This is a genomic window from Flavobacterium oncorhynchi, assembly GCF_002217355.1.
Classification (GTDB): domain Bacteria; phylum Bacteroidota; class Bacteroidia; order Flavobacteriales; family Flavobacteriaceae; genus Flavobacterium; species Flavobacterium oncorhynchi.
The window spans coordinates 552,149-568,921 of record NZ_MUHA01000007.1 but is presented as its reverse complement, the minus strand read 5'-3'; the positions used below and the strand labels follow the sequence as shown (position 1 = coordinate 568,921).

Annotated in this window: 17 protein-coding genes; 10 read left to right on the top strand and 7 right to left on the bottom strand. The window is 33.6% G+C overall.

Annotated features, from left to right (window positions below):
- The first annotated feature begins 68 nt into the window (after positions 1-68).
- The 5 genes from leuC (at position 69) to leuB (ending at position 5,697) form a co-directional block, all read left to right on the top strand.
- Positions 69-1,463 carry a 3-isopropylmalate dehydratase large subunit gene (gene leuC / locus B0A75_RS07975; protein WP_089053752.1) on the top strand — a complete coding sequence of 465 codons (1,395 nt, stop codon included), beginning with the start codon at positions 69-71 and terminating at the stop codon, positions 1,461-1,463.
- 170 nt (positions 1,464-1,633) lie between these two features.
- Positions 1,634-2,230 (top strand): 3-isopropylmalate dehydratase small subunit, encoded by a 597-nt coding sequence (gene leuD / locus B0A75_RS07970; protein ID WP_089053751.1) that lies wholly within the window; start codon positions 1,634-1,636, stop codon positions 2,228-2,230.
- A gap of 120 nt (positions 2,231-2,350) precedes the next feature.
- A complete protein-coding gene (locus B0A75_RS07965) occupies positions 2,351-2,923 on the top strand; it encodes an O-methyltransferase (RefSeq protein ID WP_089053750.1) in 573 nt (190 codons plus the stop codon).
- A 39-nt stretch (positions 2,924-2,962) separates the two neighbouring features.
- Positions 2,963-4,483, top strand: a complete 1,521-nt coding sequence (locus B0A75_RS07960; RefSeq protein ID WP_089053749.1) for an alpha-isopropylmalate synthase regulatory domain-containing protein — start codon at positions 2,963-2,965, stop codon at positions 4,481-4,483.
- Positions 4,484-4,641: 158 nt separating this feature from the next.
- Entirely contained in the window at positions 4,642-5,697 is a 1,056-nt protein-coding gene (leuB, locus tag B0A75_RS07955; RefSeq protein WP_089053748.1) for a 3-isopropylmalate dehydrogenase, read from the top strand.
- A 139-nt stretch (positions 5,698-5,836) separates the two neighbouring features.
- On the opposite strand, the gene B0A75_RS07950 is transcribed toward leuB, so the two are convergent.
- Both B0A75_RS07950 and B0A75_RS07945 read right to left on the bottom strand, forming a co-directional pair.
- Positions 5,837-6,187, bottom strand: coding sequence for an RNA recognition motif domain-containing protein (locus B0A75_RS07950; protein ID WP_089053747.1), 351 nt, complete (start codon positions 6,185-6,187; stop codon positions 5,837-5,839).
- Between the two features lie 127 nt (positions 6,188-6,314).
- Entirely contained in the window at positions 6,315-6,806 is a 492-nt protein-coding gene (locus tag B0A75_RS07945) for a DUF6252 family protein (RefSeq protein WP_089053746.1), read from the bottom strand.
- Between the two features lie 198 nt (positions 6,807-7,004).
- Between B0A75_RS07945 and B0A75_RS07940 the strand changes: the two genes are divergently transcribed.
- The 3 genes from B0A75_RS07940 to B0A75_RS07930 all read left to right on the top strand — a co-directional run bounded on the left by B0A75_RS07940 (position 7,005) and on the right by B0A75_RS07930 (position 8,896).
- Entirely contained in the window at positions 7,005-7,568 is a 564-nt protein-coding gene (locus B0A75_RS07940) for a 30S ribosomal protein S16 (RefSeq protein ID WP_089053745.1), read from the top strand.
- 15 nt (positions 7,569-7,583) lie between these two features.
- Complete coding sequence (rimM, locus tag B0A75_RS07935; protein WP_089053744.1) at positions 7,584-8,108, top strand: ribosome maturation factor RimM; 525 nt, start codon at positions 7,584-7,586, stop codon at positions 8,106-8,108.
- Between the two features lie 80 nt (positions 8,109-8,188).
- Positions 8,189-8,896, top strand: coding sequence for a tRNA1(Val) (adenine(37)-N6)-methyltransferase (locus B0A75_RS07930; protein WP_089053743.1), 708 nt, complete (start codon positions 8,189-8,191; stop codon positions 8,894-8,896).
- On the opposite strand, the gene B0A75_RS07925 is transcribed toward B0A75_RS07930, so the two are convergent.
- The 5 genes from B0A75_RS07925 to B0A75_RS07895 form a co-directional block, all read right to left on the bottom strand.
- Positions 8,893-10,188: an HlyD family secretion protein gene (locus B0A75_RS07925; protein WP_089053742.1), complete on the bottom strand. Its 1,296-nt coding sequence runs from the start codon at positions 10,186-10,188 to the stop codon at positions 8,893-8,895. The two genes, B0A75_RS07930 and B0A75_RS07925, sit on opposite strands and share 4 nt — an antisense overlap.
- A gap of 2 nt (positions 10,189-10,190) precedes the next feature.
- Positions 10,191-12,383, bottom strand: a complete 2,193-nt coding sequence (locus tag B0A75_RS07920) for a peptidase domain-containing ABC transporter (RefSeq protein WP_089053741.1) — start codon at positions 12,381-12,383, stop codon at positions 10,191-10,193.
- Between the two features lie 179 nt (positions 12,384-12,562).
- A complete protein-coding gene (locus tag B0A75_RS07915; RefSeq protein ID WP_123872341.1) occupies positions 12,563-12,754 on the bottom strand; it encodes a hypothetical protein in 192 nt (63 codons plus the stop codon).
- Between the two features lie 514 nt (positions 12,755-13,268).
- A complete protein-coding gene (locus B0A75_RS07910; protein WP_089053739.1) occupies positions 13,269-13,484 on the bottom strand; it encodes a hypothetical protein in 216 nt (71 codons plus the stop codon).
- Between the two features lie 822 nt (positions 13,485-14,306).
- Complete coding sequence (locus B0A75_RS07895) at positions 14,307-15,866, bottom strand: vitamin K epoxide reductase family protein (RefSeq protein WP_089053736.1); 1,560 nt, start codon at positions 15,864-15,866, stop codon at positions 14,307-14,309.
- A gap of 493 nt (positions 15,867-16,359) precedes the next feature.
- Between B0A75_RS07895 and B0A75_RS07890 the strand changes: the two genes are divergently transcribed.
- Together B0A75_RS07890 and B0A75_RS20605 are read left to right on the top strand one after the other, a co-directional pair.
- Complete coding sequence (locus tag B0A75_RS07890) at positions 16,360-16,497, top strand: rSAM-modified peptide (protein WP_089053735.1); 138 nt, start codon at positions 16,360-16,362, stop codon at positions 16,495-16,497.
- A gap of 81 nt (positions 16,498-16,578) precedes the next feature.
- A complete protein-coding gene (locus B0A75_RS20605) occupies positions 16,579-16,737 on the top strand; it encodes an rSAM-modified peptide (protein WP_089053734.1) in 159 nt (52 codons plus the stop codon).
- Positions 16,738-16,773: the final 36 nt, after the last annotated feature.

The window sequence follows — 16,773 nt, the reverse complement described above, 5'->3', positions numbered from 1 at the left end:
TTTGTTTTGCTATTATAATGAACAGGAAAATGCTGTAGTTATAGAAATTACATTTAAAAAAAATAAAAATGAGTAAGACATTATTTGACAAAGTATGGGATTCACATGTAGTGCGTAAAATTGAAGATGGACCAGATGTGTTTTTTATTGACCGCCATTTCATTCATGAAGTTACGAGTCCTGTTGCTTTTTTAGGATTAAAATCAAGAGGCGTTAACGTTTTATACCCACAACGTACTTTTGCAACTGCCGACCACAATACACCAACCATAAACCAACATTTACCAGTTCAAGATCCTTTATCTGCTAACCAGCTTCAAGCTCTTGAAGATAATGCTAACGAATACGGAATTTCGCACTGGGGATTAGGTCACCAAAAAAATGGAATTGTACACGTAGTTGGTCCTGAAAACGGAATTACTTTGCCAGGTGCTACTATTGTTTGCGGCGATTCTCACACATCTACTCACGGTGCTTTTGGAGCTATTGCTTTTGGTATTGGAACATCTGAGGTTGAGATGGTGCTTTCTACACAATGTATTATGCAGCCAAAACCAAAGAAAATGCGTATTAACGTAAACGGTCAATTAAGCAAAGGTGTTGGTCCAAAAGACGTTGCACTTTATATTATTGCCCAATTAACTACTTCTGGAGGTACAGGATATTTTGTTGAATATGCTGGTGATGTTTTTGAAAACATGACTATGGAAGGTCGTATGACAGTTTGTAATTTAAGTATCGAAATGGGTGCTCGTGGAGGAATGATCGCTCCTGACCAAACTACTTTCGATTTCCTTGAAGGAAGATTATACGCTCCAAAAGGAGAAGCTTGGACAAAAGCTGTTGAATATTGGAAAACTTTAAAAACTGATGCTGATGCTGTTTTTGATGCTGAATTAAACATCAAGGCTTCAGACATTGAACCAATGATTACTTATGGTACTAATCCTGGAATGGGAATTGGTATTTCAAAACATATCCCAAGTGCGAAAGAAGTTGAAGGCGGTGAGGAAACGTACAAAAAATCGTTAGCTTATATGGGCTTCAGTGAAGACGATGTTATGATTGGAAAACCAATTGATTATGTTTTCTTAGGAAGCTGTACAAACGGACGTATTGAAGATTTTAGAGCTTTCGCCGAAATTGTAAAAGGAAGAAAAAAAGCTGATAATGTTACCGCTTGGTTAGTTCCGGGTTCTCACGTTGTTGAAGCTCAGATTAAAGAAGAAGGTATCTTAGATATTTTGACTGAAGCTGGTTTCGTATTACGTCAGCCGGGTTGTTCTGCTTGTTTAGCGATGAATGATGATAAAGTTCCTGCTGGAAAATACGCAGTAAGTACTTCAAACAGAAACTTTGAAGGTCGTCAAGGTCCTGGATCAAGAACGCTTCTTGCAAGTCCAATTATGGCTGCTGCTGCCGCTGTTACAGGAAAACTAACTGATCCGAGAGAGCTTTTTTAAAGATTTAGGAATGAAGATTAACGATTTTTGATTTCAGATTTCGATAAGCTTCATTAAAAAATCTTCTAAAATTTCAATTTACATTTTACAAAAAACATTAACGATTACTATTTTAAGATACAACAACAAATCTAAAATCAGAAATCGTTAATCTAAAATCAAAAATCAAAATGGCATACGATAAATTTAATATACTTACCAGCAGTGCAGTGCCACTGCCAATTGAGAACGTCGATACAGATCAAATCATCCCGGCTCGTTTCTTAAAAGCTACAAAACGTGAAGGTTTTGGAGATAACCTTTTTAGAGACTGGAGATATAATGGAGATGATACTCCAAAAGCTGATTTCGTTTTAAACGACTCTACTTATTCTGGGAAAATTCTTGTTGGAGGAAAAAACTTCGGTTCAGGATCTTCAAGAGAACACGCTGCTTGGGCAGTTTACGATTACGGTTTTAGAGCTGTAGTTTCTAGTTTCTTTGCAGATATCTTTAAAGGAAACTGTTTAAATATTGGTGTTTTACCTGTTCAGGTCAGCCCAGAATTTGCTGAAACTATTTTCAACACCATTGAAGCTGATCCAAAAACAGAATTAGAAATCAACTTACCAAACCAAACGATTACTCTATTGGCAACTGGCCAATCAGAATCTTTTGCGATTAACGGATACAAAAAGAACAACATGATCAATGGTTTTGATGACATTGACTATTTGCAAAATATTAAAGAAGATATTCAGGCTTTTGCTGATAAACTTCCTTACTAACCATCAACCTATAAAAATGCAGTTACGTAAACTTCAACTTTATAGTTGAGTTTCGTAACTGCTTTATATTTAAAAACTGATATAAATAGCGACGTATAACCTAATTTATAACTTTCTAAAATGAATGACAATAGTATTGTATTACCAAAATCATACTCAGAAATCAAAATTGATTCTGAAAAAATTTCGTTTTCAATGCCATCCGATTTACAAACAGGAAGTTTTCTTAGAACATTAATCGCTACAAAAATAGATGGTCATTTTTTAGAATTAGGAACAGGAACCGGATTATCACTTGCGTGGATGGTTGAAGGAATGAACGAAAATTCAAACTTGATTTCCATTGACAATTTAGCCGAATATCAAAATGTTGCCAAAAAGTACTTTCAAAAATCAAACATTTCATTTGTTTGCGATGATGCTGAAAAATGGATTTTAAATTATAAAGGCGAAAAATTCGATTTAATTTTTGCCGATGCCTGGCCTGGTAAATATGTTGTTTTGGAAGAAACATTAAACTTATTAAACTCAGGCGGAATTTATTTAATTGATGATATGCTTCCGCAACGAAACTGGCCTGCAAATCATGATAAAAATGTCGAAAGACTTATTCAGGATTTAGAAAACAGAACAGACATTCAATTGACTAAAATGTGCTGGTCAACAGGTTTAATTCTGATCACAAAAAAATAAAAAGCATCTGACTTATACTCAAAAGCTAACAATATAATAATGGAAAAAAGAAAAATTGAAATAATGGATACGACACTTCGTGATGGTGAACAAACCTCAGGAGTATCATTTTCTGCTGCAGAAAAACTAACCATTGCGCAATTATTGTTGGAGGAATTAAATATTGATAGAATCGAAATTGCTTCGGCACGCGTGAGCGAAGGAGAATTTCAAGCCGTAAAAGGCATTACGACATGGGCCGAAGAACGCGGCTATATTGAAAGAATCGAAGTTCTGACATTTGTTGACGGAGGTGTTTCAATTGAATGGATGAAAAAAGCCGGCGCCAAAGTACAGAATTTATTGACCAAAGGCTCGATGAATCACTTAACGCATCAATTAAAAAAAACTCCGGAACAGCATTTTTCTGAAATCGCTCAAATTATTGCTTTAGCAAAAGAAAATAATATTGAAACCAATGTTTATCTGGAAGACTGGAGCAACGGAATGCGAAATTCTCCTGAATATGTTTTTCAGTTTTTGGATTTCTTATCTACGCAACCCGTTAAAAGAATTTTACTTCCTGATACTTTAGGCGTTTTAATTCCGTCTTTGGCTTTTGAATTTATTTCAAAAATCAGGGCAAAATATCCAAATATTCATTTTGATTTTCATGCGCATAACGATTACGATTTAAGTGTAGCCAATGTTATGGAAGCTATAAAAGCCGGCATCAACGGACTTCATGTTACGGTAAACGGAATGGGAGAACGCGCAGGAAATGCACCGCTTGAAAGCACTGTTGCTGTTATAAACGATTATCTGCCAGAAGTTAGTATCAACATCAAAGAAACATCTTTGTATTCTGTAAGCAAATTGGTAGAAACTTTTACCGGATATAGAATTCCTGCCAACAAGCCAATTGTTGGAGATAATGTTTTTACACAAACAGCAGGAATCCATGCCGACGGAGACAACAAAAACAATTTATATTTTAATGATTTGCTTCCGGAACGTTTTGGAAGAAAAAGAAAATACGCTCTCGGAAAAACTTCAGGAAAAGCCAATATCGAAAAGAACCTTCAGGAATTAGGTTTAAAACTAAACAACGAAGATTTGAAATTGGTTACCCAAAGAATTATCGAATTGGGCGACAAAAAAGAAACCGTAACAAAAGAAGACCTTCCATACATTATATCCGACGTTTTGGACAGTCATACTTACGAAGAAAAAATAAAAATTGAGTCCTATATATTAGTACACTCAAAAGGAATGCGTCCGTCTACGACTTTGTGCCTGAAATTTGGCGATGAAATAATCGAAGAAAATGCACAAGGCGACGGTCAGTTTGATGCTTTTATGAATGCTTTATCCAAGATTTATAAAAGCAAAAAACTAACGCTTCCAAAATTAATTGATTACGCAGTAAGAATCCCACCCGGAAGTAGTTCTGATGCGTTGTGCGAAACTATCATCACATGGGTAAACAACGAAAAAGAATTCAAAACCCGCGGTTTAGATTCGGACCAAACCGTTGCAGCGATTATTGCAACGCAGAAAATGCTTAATATAATTACTTAAGGTGCTAAGAGACTAAGGTCCTGAGGTTCTAAGATTTTCTTTGACCTTAGAACCTTAGTAACTCAGAACCTTAGAACCTTTTAAAAAACTAAGTCACTAAGAATAAAAACTTAGAACCTTAGCAACTCAGAACCTTAGAACCTTTTAAAAAATATAGAATGAAATTAAACATAGCTCTTTTAGCCGGAGACGGAATCGGACCAGAAGTAATAAATGAAGCTGTAAAAGTATCTGATGCTATTGCAAAAAAATTCAATCACGAAATAACTTGGAAACCAGCTTTAACCGGTGCTGCTGCAATTGACGCAGTAGGTGAACCTTATCCAGATTCAACACACGAAGTTTGTAAAAATGCTGATGCCGTTCTTTTTGGAGCGATTGGCCATCCTAAATACGATAACGATCCTTCTGCTCCTGTAAGACCAGAACAAGGTTTACTAAAAATGCGTAAAGCATTAGGTTTGTTCGCAAACGTAAGACCAACTTTTACTTTTCCATCATTATTGGACAAATCTCCTTTAAAAAGAGAAAGAATCGAAGGAACTGACTTAGTTTTCTTAAGAGAATTAACTGGCGGAATTTACTTTGGCGAAAAAGGAAGAAAAGACAACGGCGATACTGCTTACGACAATTGTGTTTACACAAGAACGGAAGTACAGCGTTTAGCTAAAAAAGGTTTCGAATTAGCAATGACACGTTCTAAAAAATTATGCTGCGTTGACAAAGCTAACGTTTTGGAAACTTCTCGTTTATGGAGAGAAACCGTTCAGGCAATGGAAAAAGAGTATCCAGAAGTTGAAGTCAGCTACGAATTTGTTGATGCTGTAGCCATGCGTTTGGTTCAATGGCCAAACTCTTATGATGTATTAATTACAGAAAACTTATTTGGAGATATCTTAACAGACGAAGCTTCTGTAATCTCTGGTTCAATGGGATTAATGCCTTCTGCTTCTATGGGAGCTGAAGTATCTTTGTTTGAACCAATTCACGGTTCTTATCCGCAAGCAACAGGATTAAACATCGCTAACCCAATGGCTACTATTTTATCTGCAGCTATGATGTTCGAAAACTTCGGATTGATGGAAGAAGGAAAAGCAATGAGAGATGCTGTAAACAAAGCTTTAGAAGCAGGAATAGTTACTGAAGATTTAGCTGATGGTGGCAAAGCATACGGCACTAAAGAAGTTGGTGACTGGCTAGCAGCGAATGTATAAAAGTATGTTTATCGTAGAGGCGCACCACAGTGCGTCTCCTCGGTATATTAGACGCACTGCGGTGCCTCTACAAAAAAATTACAACATAAAAAAAGGGATCAACGAAAGTTGATCCCTTTTATATATTTAGAAAAAAATATTAATATCCTCCTCTGTTACCACCACGGTCGTTTCCACCACGGTTGTTTCCGTAACCTCCGCGAGAATCACCTCCACGGTTGTTATTGAAGCTTCTTCTTTCACCTTCAGGTTTTGGTTCAGATTTATTTACAACAATTGTACGACCTTGAACAGTAGCTCCGTTCAACTCATCAATTGCTTTTTGAGCTTCAGCATCGTTTGGCATCTCAACAAAACCAAAACCTTTGCTTCTTCCAGTAAATTTATCAGTGATAATTTTAACTGAATCTACTGCTCCGTAAGCCTCGAAAGACTCTCTTAAATCTGCTTCCTCAATACTGAATGGAAGGCTTCCAACAAAAATGTTCATATGTACTTATTTATAATAATGTAGCAAATGTAGTCTTATTTTTCTGTAATCTACTATATATTAGTTTATTTATGTTTTTATTTTGATTTTAATAATTCCTCTATAGAATCTATGTCTGTGAAAAAAACTACAACTTATTTTCTATAGCACTCACTTCAATCGGCACTTTATAAAAGACTCCTTCTTTAAAATTAATCTTAGGCTTTTCAGTATTAGTTTCATCATCATTTTCTGCAGTAAATTTAAACGTTCCAGAAATCGTATGGTTTACATTATCGTAATCAGTAACAACAATTTGCCCGCTGCCTTTATCCGTACCTGTTGAAAATGCAGACAATTCTGTCGACAGTTTGTTTTCGTATGATGCCTTAGAAAGTTCATCATTACCTAAAGTAAAAGTTTGCTCTGCAGTCGAAGCCATTTGCAAAATAACCTTTTCATACCCTAAAGAACCTTCTACCACTATACTGCCGTTTTCACCTAAATGCGCCTTATAACTTTGGGCTCTCCAAAAAACATTTTCTTTTAAACCTTGAAAAGCAGGATTATTAAACTTTACATCTTCTGTACAAGATGCGACAATAAAAAAAAGCGATAAAAAATAAAAGTATTTTTTCATATCTAAGTCAATTTGATGCAAAAATACCGCATTAAGAGATAATTGCCTCAATAATAAGATCGAAAAAGGCAAAAAATCAATAAAATTGGATTGGAATTGCATTTAATACTTTTTGAAACGTATTATTGATAAAAAAATTATATCTTTGCGCCCTTAATTAACAGAGGTCGAGTACCTCAAAATTTAATCAATAAGATTATGTCAGTAAAAATTAGATTACAAAGACACGGTAAAAAAGGAAAACCTTTTTACTGGGTTGTAGCTGCAGATGCACGCTCAAAAAGAGATGGTAAATACTTAGAGAAAATCGGTACTTACAATCCAAACACTAACCCAGCAACTATCGACTTAAACCTTGATAGTGCAGTTAAATGGTTACACAATGGTGCACAACCAACTGATACTGCTAGAGCAATTCTTTCTTACAAAGGTGCTTTATTGAAACACCACCTTGATGGAGGTATTCGTAAAGGTGCTTTAACTCAAGAACAAGCTGATGCTAAATTAGCTGCTTGGTTAGAGGCTAAAGCTGGAAAAGTTGATGCTAAAAAAGACGGTTTAACAAAAGCTCAAGCTGATGTTAAAGCTAAAGCTTTAAAAGCTGAAAAAGAAGTTAACGCTAAACGTTTAGCTGCTGCGGCTCAGGCTGAAGCTGACGCTATCGCTGCTGCAACTCCTGCAGTTGAAGAAGTTGCTGAAGTAGAAGCTTCTACTGAAGAAGCTCCTGCTGCTGAAGAGAATAACGAAACAACTGAAGCATAATTTTACCAAGCGATAATGCGTAAAGAAGAATGTTTTTATTTAGGTAAAATCGCTAAAAAATTTAGTTTCAAAGGTGAAGTTCTGATCTATTTAGACACAGACGAACCTGAGTTATACGAAAATCTGGAATCAGTGTTTGTTGAACATAACAAACACTTGGTTCCTTTTTTTATTGAAACAAGTTCTTTACATAAAAACGACTTTCTTAGAGTTCGTTTTGAAGATGTAAATACCGAAGAAGATGCAGACGCTTTAGTTAGCAATGCTGTCTATCTCCCATTAACTATGCTGCCTAAACTTTCTGGCAACAAATTCTATTTTCACGAAGTAATTGGTTTTGAAATCGAAGACCAGCGTTTAGGTGTTTTTGGAAAAATTACTTCTATTAATGATTCTTCTGCACAGCCGCTTTTTGAAGTTTTAAATGGCAATGTAGAAATTTTAGTTCCAATGATTGATCATTTCTTGGTAAAAATTGATCGTGAGAATAAAAAAGTAATCATGAACCTTCCAGAAGGATTGGTGGAAATGTACCTTTAAAAAAGTATTCAGTTTACAGTTTTTAGTGTTCAGTTTTCTATCTGAAATCAAAAATCGTTAATCTTCAATCAAAAATTAAAATGTTTCAGTTCAAGCAATTCTCTATTAATCAAGATCGTTGTGCAATGAAAGTTGGCACAGATGGTGTTTTACTTGGTGCGTGGGCTCCAATAAATCACAATCCGTTTAGTATTTTAGACGTTGGTGCTGGAACTGGAATTATTGCTTTAATGCTTGCGCAGAGAACAAATGCGGAACAAATTGATGCACTTGAAATTGACGAAGATGCTTATGAACAAGCGGTAGAAAATTTCGAAAATTCTCCTTGGGGTGATCGTTTATTTTGTTTTCATGCTGGTTTAGATGAATTTATTGAAGAACCGGAAGACGAATATGATCTAATTGTTTCCAATCCCCCTTTTTATGCCGAAGATTATAAAACAGAAAATGAACAACGCGATTTAGCACGTTTTCAAGATGCAATGCCTTTTGAAGAACTTGTTGAAGCAGCCGATTTATTATTATCTGAAAACGGAATATTTGCTTTAATTCTTCCTTTTAAAGAAGAAGAAAAATTTATTGCACTAGCCAAAGAATCTGAATTATATCCGTTAAAAATAACTCGAGTAAAAGGAACTCCAAAATCTGAAATCAAACGCAGTTTATTAGCTTTTAGCCGAAATGAAAATTCTGAAATCGAAATTGATGAACTAACAATTGAAATTGATCGTCATGTTTATACTTCTGAATATATTGAATTGACTAAAGATTTCTATTTGAAATTCTAAACCTGCTCAAATATACTTTTGAACTGATATAAAATCCTTTCGATTAATCGTAAATCCTCTGTTACAATTTCGGCACTTCCTTTCATTTCCTGCTGAAATACAATTTGCTTTTTATAGGATGTTTCTAATCCGTTTGGCAATTCAACGTCTAACAATATATTTCCATCTTTATCAGGCACCAACGAAATATTACGGATTTTACCTTTTAGAACACCAAATTCTCTATCTGGAAAATTAGCTAAACGTATATTTACTTTTTGTCCAACTTTTATCTTTCCAGAATTTAATGCTGGTGCTTTTACTTTTCCAATAAAACCGTTTTTAGCATCAGGAATAATCGAAAAAACATTGTCTCCCGCATTTATCGTTTGATTTTCTGTCCAAACCTGTAAAAAAGTAACCGTTCCACTGATCGATGATTTTAGAGTATAAGTCAATTCCCAATCTTTAATCACTTTTTTAAGCTGATAAAATGACTGCGCCATATTTCGTCCTAGATTCACTTCCTCTTTAGTACTGTTTATCTGCGAATTCTGACTTGATTTTGTATTATCAATCAAAGAGGATTTTAATTGTGAAATCGAAGCTAAAAGGCTTCGATAACTCTTCTGTGCTTGCAGGAAACTCAATTTCTTTGCTTCCATTTCTTGGGCCGAAATAATACCTTTTGCAAAAAGGACTTCGAAACGTGCAACTTCATTTTTTTGAAGCTGAAGTTCGCTTTCGTTAATCAATTTTTGCTGCTGCAGAATACCTAATCGTTCTTTTATTTGAATTTTCTCAGAAACTTGCGCTCTATTTTCAATTGCAAATGGCTGCAAATCATGATTTAATTCCTGAGCTTGATAATCTTTTTGAAAAACTGCGTAAGCACTTTCAATTTCACCTAGTTGTGTGTTTTTTAATTGTGTAAATGGAAATTCTTTTTTAGGATCATTAATATTATAGCTGTCCATTATGCTTTTTAGCAAAAAAACATCTTTATAATTGGCTGTGTTTTCAATTATTGCAAGCGTTGTATTCTTAGAAACGATTGTTTTATCTTTTACCAAAATAGCTTCAATCCTTCCTGAGGACTTCGAAACTATTTTTTCTGGCGGAATATTGGTTGTTATTACAATTTCGGTATTTACAACATCTGGATACTTTATAAACCAGGAAACAAAAAAAAGAAGCACTATAATTACAAATATCAAAACCGTTCCCCATCGAATCATCCAATGCGGTACTTTGGTTAGAATGTCTTGAACTTCTTCGCTCCTTAATTCGAAAGTGTTATGTTCTTCTGCCATAATTAATTTCCTAACTGCAATTGATTTTTAACCAATTCAAAATAATTCCCTTTTTGTTCTACCAAAGAGGTATGAGATCCTATTTCTATAATTTTTCCTTTATCTAAAACTACAATCTGATCTGCATTCATAACCGTACTTAATCGATGAGCAATTACGACTACTGTTTTATTTTCAAAAAACAGACCTAGTTTTCTCATTATTTCCTTTTCATTATTGGCATCCAAAGCTGATGTTGCTTCATCAAAAAATAAAATTTCGGGGTCTTTATAAACAGCTCTTGCAATTAATAATCTTTGTTTCTGTCCAGTACTCATTCCTACTCCTTCTGCTCCAATTTTTGTATTATAACCAAGAGGAAGCTCACTGATATACTCTTTAATATTGGCGACATCAGCCGCATAAACTAAACGTTCTTTATTAATAATATCAACTCCAAAAGCAATATTATTAGCAATGGTATCACTAAAAATAAAGCCTTCCTGCATAACCGCACCAATATTAGAACGCCATGCTTTTTGAGAAATATTTTTTAGCTGCGAATTTCCAATAGTTATGTCTCCTTTTTCAGGCTCATAAAACTTAAGCAGCAACTTCATTAAAGTAGTTTTACCGCTTCCGCTGACGCCCACTATAGCGGTTATTTTATTTGGCGGAATCACAAGACTTAAATTATCCAAAACCGGAATATCGGATCCCAAATAGCGGTACGAAATATTCTTGATTTCGATTGGAGCATCAAAAGGGACATCGTTTGTTTGATGAACTTCTTGTTGAGTTTCATCTTCTTTCTCATGAATTTCAGACAATCTCGCCAATGATATTTTTGCATCCTGCAGTTCTCTTACAAATTCAATAAGCTGTGTTACCGGCCCATTTAAACTGCCTACAATCGAGCTGATTGCCAGCATCATCCCCAATGTAATTGAACCGTCGATGACTAATTTTGCCGATAGAAAAATGATGAAGATGTTTTTTAATTCGTTGATAACCGAAGAACCAATTGTTTGTGTTTGTTCTAAAACTAACCCTTTTATTGAAACTCTAAACAATCTGGCCTGTACATATTCCCAGCTCCAGCGTTTTTGTTTTTCGGCATTGTGGAGTTTAATTTCCTGCATTCCGTTTATAAGCTCCATCACTTTACTCTGCTCCTGCGAGACTTCGGCAAAGCGTTTATAATCTAAAACTTCTCTTCGTTTTAAAAACAATGTTATCCATCCAAAGTAAAGAAGGCTTCCAACAAAAAAGACTAAAAATATCTTTAGATTAAAATAAGCTAAAACGGCTCCCATCACAAACATATTTATTATAGAAAACAAGACGTTTAATGAAGATGTGGTTAAGATTTTCTCAATTCGGCGATGGTCATTTATACGCTGCATAATATCACCTGTCATTCGCACATCAAAAAATGAAATGGGCAGATTCATTAGCTTAATAAAGAAATCCGAGATGAGTGAAATATTGATGCGGGTCGAAAGATGCAATAAGATCCAACTCCTGATAAGCTCTAAACCTGTTCTTCCTGCAAATAGAAATAACTGCGCAAAAAGAATTAGATAAACGAAATGAATATTCTGGTTCTGTATTCCAATATCAACAATACTTTGCGTTAAGAATGGAAAAATAAGCTGCAACATACTACTTGCTAATAAACCTATAGACAATTGAATCAAAAATGATTTATAGCGAAGTACATATTGCGAAAGTAATCCAAAGCCAATTCCTTTAGCATCTTCCTTATCAAATTCAGATTGGAAGAATTTTGGCGTGGCCTCAATCAATAAAGCGATACCTTCTTGAGTCGAATCATCGGCATTATTTCCAATCCAAAATTTAAGAAAGTCCTCTTTATTATATTCAATTAAACCAAAAGCAGGATCTGATATATAATAAGTCCCTTTTTTAATTTTATAAAGTACTACATAATGATTTTTGTTCCAATGTAAAATGCACGGAAGCGGTGCTTCTTCAAGGCGCTCTGCACTTAGTTTTACGCCTAAAGTTCTAAAACCAATTTTTTCTGCGGCATCACTCAAAAAAAGCAAATTACTTCCCTCACGAGTCGTTTCGCTCGCATCGCGCAGCTCCTGAATATTAATTGTTTTACCATAATGTTTAGCTATAATCTTTAAACATGTTGGTCCGCAATCTTTAAAATCTGCTTGTTTGTAACTCGTGAATTTTTTCAACTCTGCTATTTGGGTTTATTCATAACAATATTATACAAAAAATCTTAAAATATAAATCAGTCTTTAATTAATCAACTAAATTTCACCTTTTATAATTGGTTTTCAACTAATCTATAAAACAACAAGAAAGCTTTGTTAAAAAACAACAAAGCTTTCTTTACTTTAAATATATTTTATAGTTAGCTGTCTAGCGGACAACCGTCCTCAATAACCGAGGCACAAGTTTCACCATCGCCTGGACGTATAATACCTGCAAAAATATTTGTTCCTGGACAATAACAGGCCTCTATCCCAGGCCCTCCGCCCATAATGTTTTTCTTTTCATTAACTCCTAAAACTTCAATACCAATTAAATCTTTTAATTTTTTCATGATTTGTTTTTTTTGATTTGTTAATACTTCAATCATTTTAAGACAGTCGAAGCCTCTGTCTGTTTAATTTAAAAACATCGTAGTATTTTTATTACTATTAAATTCTATGACAAAAAAAAGAGAGAACTAATCCTCCCATACATATAAAATACTGCTTGCAGCACCACTTCTCTAGGAGATGGCACTTGATCAGCCCTAACCAAATAAAACTAACCCAGTGACCACTTTTCCTGAGAATCCCGACACCAATCATCAATGTGGGGATATTTGCTCAATGTTCCACGATCGAGCGCCTACAAATTAAAAAAAACATGACTAAATTTTAAAAAAGGCTGTATCTATATTACTTTATATAAGTTTCAAAAATTAATCGAAAGCAAAAATTTTATAAAACTCTCATTCAATATCAAAGTATATGCAATTATGGTTTTAAATACCTAAATACTCATAAATACACTACAACTTTTTGCTGATTTCGAATAGTATTATTAATTAAAAAATGCTTTGAAGTTTTTTATTCAAATGGAAACTTACAATTCCCTGTACTACCTTCATTCAGTGCTGGAATTGTTCCATCAGGACAATACGTAAAACAAGAATTACCGCCTGTACCAGGACAAGAACAACGACAATTTGATGGAGGATTAATTGGGCCTCCTCCTTTTATATTTTTTTGCTCAGCTGCACTTAACAAAAAAGTGTCTTTTTGGTTTAAAATGTTTTTTAACATAGTTTTTTGTTTTATTGTTAATACTTCAATTATCCTAACACATCTGATTATATATCAGTCTACTATAGCAATCCAACTATATTTGTCTTACTATAAAAGAGATAGAACTATTTCTATTACCACTATATCTTACTAAAACCATTTTTTCTCTAGGAGATGGCACTTGATCAGCCTAACCAAATAAAACCAATCGAGTGACCACTTTTCCTGAGAATCCCGACACCAATCATCAATGTGGGGATATTTGCTCAATGTTCCACGATCGAGCGCCTACAAATTAAAAAAAACATGACTAAATTTTAAAAAAGGCTGTATCTATATTACTTTAAATAATTTCAAAAAAACTAGCAGCAAAGTCGATTTGTATCACAAATACCAGCTTCCATATTTATTGGACATGTCCCACCGCTTGGTATCAACACGCATCCCGCTTCTATTGCATATACCCAGCATTCCGGAATACCGCCTTTTATTGTTTTCTGCTCATTTTTACTAATATGCTGAGCATGTTTCAGATTTAAAATTTTCTTTAACATTACTATTTCAATTTATTTTCGAATCTTTTACAATTGCACAATCTTAATTTACACCAGCGTAATTCAAATCTAACGAGTAATACTCGGCACAATCTTCAAAGGTCAAACCAGATCTACTATACCATGTATCACATTTTGGACTAGTTTCTTTAACGTTTGTACCTACTATTGTTTTTTGTTCACTGGCAGTAATCTCTTGTGATCCTTCCAGATTTAAGATGTTTTTTAACATAACTCTTGATTTATTCGGTTTGGGGGGGGTAACTCTATCTTATTCTATTCGAAACTATGCTGTTTTTTCAAGAACTGCTTCTTTCGGTTCTGCAAAATCATTTAAAAAGTACTTCAATTCATTTAGCTCATATTCGTTTGGAAATAAGCTCTCATTTACAATTTTTACTGGAGTATAATTGAAGTTATTTTTAGAACACCATTCATACTGCTTATTTATTTCTTGTTTAACAACCATACTCACTGAATCAACATGCCATTTTTTCAACCATTTTTTCAGACTCATTTTTTTAATATGCCAATCTGAAATTGCTTCGACCGTTTTTCCTGGAGTTGATCTGTTTATTGACAAAAGTCTTTCGACAACAACTTTATATGGATTATCGACATTTTCAGGATTAACATTAAATAATACATTCAAAAATATTTTATCAGGAAATTTCAATACTAAGTCAAAAGCTTCTTGAAATGTTTTATGACAGTGTACACAACTTGGACTTACGATTACAGTAAGTTTTACAGCAGCGCTTCTATTTCCAAAATTTAATCCTCTTAAATCTTCAAGTCCATTTGTATAAGAAACTTTTTTAGACAAGAAATCAAGTAATGAATAATTTCTTTTAAACTTCTTTAGCTCTTTTAAAGTGTTTTCATTACTAAGAACATCTTTAGCAATTGATTTTATAACAAACCAAATTGGTACAAGAAGAATTAAAGAAAAAAGAAATGGAAAAATCGTCTCAAAACTAAAATTCAAAGTGAACAAGTCTGATGAAAACCAAATTAAACTTTGAGTAAAAATTAAAAACGAAACCATTAAACACATTACACACCATTTTTGAAGTTCAAATTTTTGAATCCATATAGATGATACAATTACAGGAATTGCTAATAAACTCAAGAATCCAACAAAAACAGATGAACTTAAAGGCTGTACTAAAATTGCTATAAATGACGCTCCAAAGAAAAGCAGCGGGAGATCAGAAAAACTAATCCATTTGTCACTATAACGCTCATCGAAATTTAGTACTGAGCTGCATGATGAATTTGCACTTAGATTACAAAACTTTGAAATAACACCATTTTTAAAACCCAGTTTTTCCTGAACGATTAAAATACTAACAATTAATCCCAAAGCCGAGGTTAGTAAAAATATACTGCTATAAAAAGTATATGTATTATAAAAGAACGATAACCCTGCTAAAAGCAAAAATGGCAAGAAGTATTTTAGTCCGCTCAATTCAACTTTTAAATTTTCTCTTGCAACAACATTATTAGGTTCGATTGCTACAATTACTCCATTCCAATCTAAAAGAAATTTATCATATGATATTTTCTGAACTCCTTTTTTAATAGTGCTGATTCGAACAAAGTTTTTTGCTCGCTCAACCAATGTTAATTCCTCTTTAAAATAAGCCAAAAAATTTGAAGGCAGATCAACAATCTGCTCTTTAGAAACTCTTACTGCAGCATTCTCGATTGACAGTAAATCGAAAGAATCTGTTATGGCAAATAAACTTGGATAATTAGGATGAGAAAGAAACAAATCCTTAAACTCATTTTTCACTTCTGAGTATCTGTTTATTTGAAGAAATTTTTGAATAAGTTTTAACATCCTTTGGACTGGTTTAAATCATAATTACAGTACAAATATTGCTGTTTTTATTCAAAAAATAATCCTAAAAGCACACATTTTATCAATTATACTACATACAATTTATAAATTATAACTAGTACAATGAAGCATTCAATTATCTAAAAATCAATACGATACAAATAAAAATAGTAGTTCAAAAACCTCAAAACCCTAATTTCGATCAAGGGTTTCTCATTTTATCTAGTTTTGACAAATCAGAAAACATAAAATGCAAAAACGCAACAAATCATAAACTAAATTTTAAAGATTTCTGAGTAAAAAAAGCATCCAAAAATTGTAAAAAAACAAGGTTCAAAAAAGAAGATTTGCCGCCCTTAAAATCTTTCAAATGATCTGCGAAAACAATTATTGAGTTATTCATTCAACTAAAAAAGATACCCAAAAACTCCAAATCTTGACAGAAGGCCTACTGCATTTATTAAAAAATTAGCAACCCTAAAAACACCAAATCATGTCAAATCTGAAACAAAAACTAGAAGATTTTAAAGGAGAAAAATTATCTGAAAAACAACAAAAAATAGTAAAAGGAGGAGGAATTACACCATCTTCTATTGACCCTGGAAAAGGAGGATTGGGAGGTACCAATTAAAAAAAAACTTAAAAAAAACTCCAAATCTTGATTAGAACCTGCCCCTGTTTTAAAAACCCACAACACTAAAAACATTAAAACATGTCAAATCAAAAATTAAAATTCGAAGATTTTCAAGGAAAAGAATTATCCAAAAAACAACAAAAAATGGTACGAGGAGGAGACGATACTGATACCGACGTAACTCCGCCGCCGCCGCCAGTTGATCCTGGAAAAGGAGGATTAGGAGGAGTAAACTAACAGCTTCTCTTAAAACACACCTTTATTCAAAACAAG

What these genes read in the sequence shown, in the direction of transcription:
- B0A75_RS07950 (WP_089053747.1), bottom strand. Translation starts at nt 6,187, where the DNA reads ATGAACATTTTTGTTGGAAGCCTTCCATTCAGTATTGAGGAAGCAGAT.
- leuB (WP_089053748.1), top strand. Translation starts at nt 4,642, where the DNA reads ATGAAATTAAACATAGCTCTTTTAGCCGGAGACGGAATCGGACCAGAA.
- leuD (WP_089053751.1), top strand. Translation starts at nt 1,634, where the DNA reads ATGGCATACGATAAATTTAATATACTTACCAGCAGTGCAGTGCCACTG.
- B0A75_RS20605 (WP_089053734.1), top strand. Translation starts at nt 16,579, where the DNA reads ATGTCAAATCAAAAATTAAAATTCGAAGATTTTCAAGGAAAAGAATTA.
- B0A75_RS07915 (WP_123872341.1), bottom strand. Translation starts at nt 12,754, where the DNA reads ATGAAAAAATTAAAAGATTTAATTGGTATTGAAGTTTTAGGAGTTAAT.
- B0A75_RS07895 (WP_089053736.1), bottom strand. Translation starts at nt 15,866, where the DNA reads ATGTTAAAACTTATTCAAAAATTTCTTCAAATAAACAGATACTCAGAA.
- B0A75_RS07940 (WP_089053745.1), top strand. Translation starts at nt 7,005, where the DNA reads ATGTCAGTAAAAATTAGATTACAAAGACACGGTAAAAAAGGAAAACCT.
- B0A75_RS07910 (WP_089053739.1), bottom strand. Translation starts at nt 13,484, where the DNA reads ATGTTAAAAAACATTTTAAACCAAAAAGACACTTTTTTGTTAAGTGCA.
- B0A75_RS07925 (WP_089053742.1), bottom strand. Translation starts at nt 10,188, where the DNA reads ATGGCAGAAGAACATAACACTTTCGAATTAAGGAGCGAAGAAGTTCAA.
- B0A75_RS07945 (WP_089053746.1), bottom strand. Translation starts at nt 6,806, where the DNA reads ATGAAAAAATACTTTTATTTTTTATCGCTTTTTTTTATTGTCGCATCT.
- rimM (WP_089053744.1), top strand. Translation starts at nt 7,584, where the DNA reads ATGCGTAAAGAAGAATGTTTTTATTTAGGTAAAATCGCTAAAAAATTT.
- leuC (WP_089053752.1), top strand. Translation starts at nt 69, where the DNA reads ATGAGTAAGACATTATTTGACAAAGTATGGGATTCACATGTAGTGCGT.
- B0A75_RS07890 (WP_089053735.1), top strand. Translation starts at nt 16,360, where the DNA reads ATGTCAAATCTGAAACAAAAACTAGAAGATTTTAAAGGAGAAAAATTA.
- B0A75_RS07930 (WP_089053743.1), top strand. Translation starts at nt 8,189, where the DNA reads ATGTTTCAGTTCAAGCAATTCTCTATTAATCAAGATCGTTGTGCAATG.
- B0A75_RS07965 (WP_089053750.1), top strand. Translation starts at nt 2,351, where the DNA reads ATGAATGACAATAGTATTGTATTACCAAAATCATACTCAGAAATCAAA.
- B0A75_RS07960 (WP_089053749.1), top strand. Translation starts at nt 2,963, where the DNA reads ATGGAAAAAAGAAAAATTGAAATAATGGATACGACACTTCGTGATGGT.